Genomic DNA, 3,786 nt, shown 5'->3' with positions numbered 1-3,786 from the left:
ATCAGCCTCTGTGACAATGCCAATCACATGGTTTTCCTCATCAACCACAGGCAGGCCGCTGATTTTATTTTCTGAAAGGAGTCTTGCAACTTCATGCAGGTCAGCATCCCTTTTAACAGCAACCACATTTTTGATCATCACATCACTGACGGGAATCTTCAGGGCAATCCTTTCTTTTGCATGCCGCAGTGCAATTGTATAAATCTTCTTAAGGTCTTCTTCAGTGATGTCCACATAGGTCTTTATCTCCCTGAGCGCAGCCCTCAGATCCTCGTCAGAAATCTCATAATCTTTTGGCGTGTTATTCATAAATTCAATCCTCCCTAACCCCTAATTTTATACGCAATCTAAATTAAGACGATGATTTAAATCATATCCCGCCATCGGCGGGACATTTTTTTTTCTTAAAGGGTGCGGTTGAAAACCGTCCACCTGTTTATTTATCCTATAACCTATCGCTATGAACTTTTATATAAACACCGCGGCACATAGAATATGGAGAATATGTCTACTTCTTATCTTTGCATTGTCCTTTTTTCCATCGATATCTTCTGCAACAACAGAATACGCCCGACAGACAGGTCTTCAGTGTAAGGAATGTCATATTGAGGCTATTGGAGGAGGACCGCTGACAAAGACAGGAGAGAAGTTCCTTGATGACATGAAGATAAAAGGCCTTTACAGGCCATTGACAAAGACACAGAGGGTGGTACGGTTTTTTATCGGCTATCTCCATTTAATGGCAGCAATTTTATGGTTTGGGACAATCCTTTATGTCCATATCCTTTTGAAACCTGCCTATGCTGCGAGAGGCCTGCCAAAGGGTGAGTTATTTCTCGGCTGGATTTCTATAATCATAATCCTTATAACAGGCATCCTTCTTTCTATTGCCAGGATACCATCATGGAAGGCGTTTTACCTCACAAAATTTGGCATACTTTTAAGTATAAAGATATTCCTCTTCCTGATCATGCTTTCAACTGCATTGATTGTGACATTCTTTATCGGCCCAAAACTCAGAAGGCAGAGAATAGCTGCCATGAAAAAGGAGTCACAGGACCTTACCCTGGATGACCTCTCTCAATTCGATGGTAAGGATGGAAGGCCTGCGTATATAGCCTATAAGGGTTTGATTTATGAAGTCACAAAGAGCAAATTCTGGAAGGATGGCTCTCACCTGAAAAAACATCTGTCAGGCAGTGACCTGACAGATGTCCTGAAGACTGCGCCCCATGGAGAGGAAAAGATTCTTCCAATGCCTCAGGTTGGAAAACTTATATTAACCATGGAAAAGCCTCCAAGGCCTTTTCATGAAGGGCTCTTTTACTTCTTCGCTTATATGAATCTCGTCCTGGTATTCCTCATCGTATTTGTGATAGCACTCTGGAGATGGGCATGATTGATTCCCTCTTAGAACGGATTAAAAAAGATTTTAAAGGTGAATTTGCCCATTACCGCTACTTTGAGCCTGAGGCTGCAAGATATTCTGAACCGGAAAGACCGATAAAAGAAGAGATTAAAAATGTCCTTGAAAAAAGGGGCATCGCCAGGCTTTTTACCCATCAGGCAGAGGGCATAGACCTTATTAAAAAAGGGCATCACATAGTCGTTATGACCCCTGCTGCCAGTGGAAAAAGTCTTATTTACAACATCCCTGTGCTTGAGGCCATTATGGATGATTCAGCCGCAAAAGCCCTCTACCTATTCCCGTTAAAGGGGCTTGAGCAGGACCAGATAAAAACCTTGCGAGAGCTGGCTTTAGACCTTAACATTGAATACCCTGGCGAGGTCTATGATGGGGATACAACTGCTTACAGGAGGAAAAAGATAAGGCAGGCTCTTCCAAATGTAATATTCTCAAATCCTGACATGCTTCACCTCGCCCTCAATGCATTCCATACAAAGTGGGTTGAGTTTTTTAAAAACCTGCGATTCGTTGTCATTGATGAAATTCATACATACAGGGGTGTTTTTGGCTCCCATGTTGCCCAGGTGCTGAGGCGCCTTCGGAGAATCTGCAACTACTATGGCTCCTCTCCACAATTCATCGCATGCTCGGCAACCATTGCAAACCCTGCTGAACTCGCAGGAAATTTAACAAGCCTTGATTTCACTGTTGTTGACCGTTGCGGCGCTCCGAGGGGCGGCAGGCATTTTCTTTTTATAAACCCCTATGGAAGCCCTTACACTGCATCAACAAAGCTCTTTAAATTATCTCTTGATACTGGCCTTAAAAGCATTGCCTTTACCAAGGCAAGGAAGATAACCGAACTCATGTATAGCTGGCTCATAGATGCCCATCCTCAATACCAAAACACTGTAAGCTCCTACAGGGCTGGATTTCTTCCATCTGAGAGGAGGGAAATAGAGAGGAGGCTGTTTTCAGGAGAGCTTGAAGGAGTAATATCCACAAGCGCCCTTGAGCTTGGAATTAATATCGGCGGCCTTGATGCCTGTATCCTTGCAGGCTATCCAGGCTCTATTGCAAGCACATGGCAGCGCGCTGGCAGGGTCGGCCGACATGGCCAGGACGCTCTTATTGCACTGGTTGCCCTTAAAGATGCACTTGACCAGTATTTTATGCGGCATCCTGATGATTTTTTTGGCAGGAGTCACGAGGCAGCGATGATTGATACGTCAAATACATCAATACTTAAAAAACATCTGCCATGCGCAGCAGCAGAGATTTATTTAAGGGCAGAGGATTCTGTTTATGACACCCATGAACTCGCACCTGTTATAAATGAGCTTGTATCCGAAGATGCCCTTAAGCCCGGCAAAAAAGGCGATATATGGTTCTCGCCAAGGCGTTATCCCCAGCGTGAGGTGAGCATAAGAGAAATAGGGAGGATTTTTAATATCTACATCAATAACAAACGCATAGGAGAGATAAGCGGCTCTAAAGTTTTCAGGGAGGCCCATCCCGGAGCCATCTATCTTCACCGCGGAAGGCAATACATGGTTGAGGATTTAGATATTGTTAATGCGAGGATTTTCTGCAAAGAGGTAGATGTAACCTACTATACCCAGGCAATAATCCATGAGGAAACAGAGGTTATAAAAGAAATCGAAAAAAGAAAGTCTATAAGCTTTAAAGGTGTCAGTTGGGGACAATTAAAAACAACATATAATGTAATCGGCTACTGGAGGCGAAAGCTCTTCAGCCAGGAAAAGATTGGAAGATATCCTGTGGAGCTTCCTTCGTGGAGTTTTGAGACTTACGGCCTGTGGATAAAGCTTGATTCAAAGCTCCAGTCCCTTATCGAAAAGAAAAGCCTTGATTTTCCAGGAGGGCTCCACGCCTTTGAGCACGCTTCAATATCAGCCCTGCCGCTCTTTGCAATGTGCGATAAAGGTGACCTTGGAGGAATAAGTTATCCAATTTATCCCTCCTTCGGTGTGCCAGCAGTATTTATTTATGACGGCTATGAGGGCGGCGTGGGCCTTACAAAAAGGGGGCTCGATGTTATGCCAGAATGGATTGAGGCCGCCAAAAAAATAATAGTTGAATGTCCATGCGAAGATGGCTGCCCCTCATGCGTCCAGGATCCCCAATGTGGCTCAGGAAACGAACCGCTGGACAAAAAGGCAGCGCTGATAATCCTTGAAAATGCATAGCGTGCGCATTCCCCACCCCTCATATTTTTTGCCTAAACTCCTTGACCGTAAAAACACGATATGCTAAAGAGTGCTATGGATTATTCTATAAAGATGGGCGGAGAGGCTGGGCAGTGCTTACAGACCATCGGCCATTTCCTATGCAAAGTGTTTCTCCGCGGTGGTTTT

General features: G+C 44.3%; 3 protein-coding genes. 2 read left to right on the top strand and 1 reads right to left on the bottom strand.

The window, feature by feature from the left end; translation table 11 throughout:
- The coding region (locus HZC12_10420) for a CBS domain-containing protein (GenBank protein MBI5027117.1) at positions 1 to 309 on the bottom strand (309 nt) is incomplete at its 3' end.
- Between the two features lie 151 nt (positions 310 to 460).
- On the opposite strand from HZC12_10420, the gene HZC12_10415 reads away from it, so the two are divergent.
- Positions 461 to 1,399, top strand: coding sequence for a CopD family protein (locus tag HZC12_10415; protein MBI5027116.1), 939 nt, complete (start codon positions 461 to 463; stop codon positions 1,397 to 1,399).
- Positions 1,396 to 3,618 (top strand): DEAD/DEAH box helicase, encoded by a 2,223-nt coding sequence (locus HZC12_10410; protein ID MBI5027115.1) that lies wholly within the window; start codon positions 1,396 to 1,398, stop codon positions 3,616 to 3,618. Before HZC12_10415 ends, HZC12_10410 begins: the two co-directional genes overlap by 4 nt.
- The last annotated feature ends 168 nt before the right edge of the window (positions 3,619 to 3,786 follow it).

This window comes from Nitrospirota bacterium, from assembly GCA_016214385.1.
In the GTDB taxonomy this organism is placed as follows: Bacteria; Nitrospirota; Thermodesulfovibrionia; order UBA6902; family JACROP01; genus JACROP01.
This window is presented reverse-complemented; position numbering and strand designations above follow the sequence as displayed.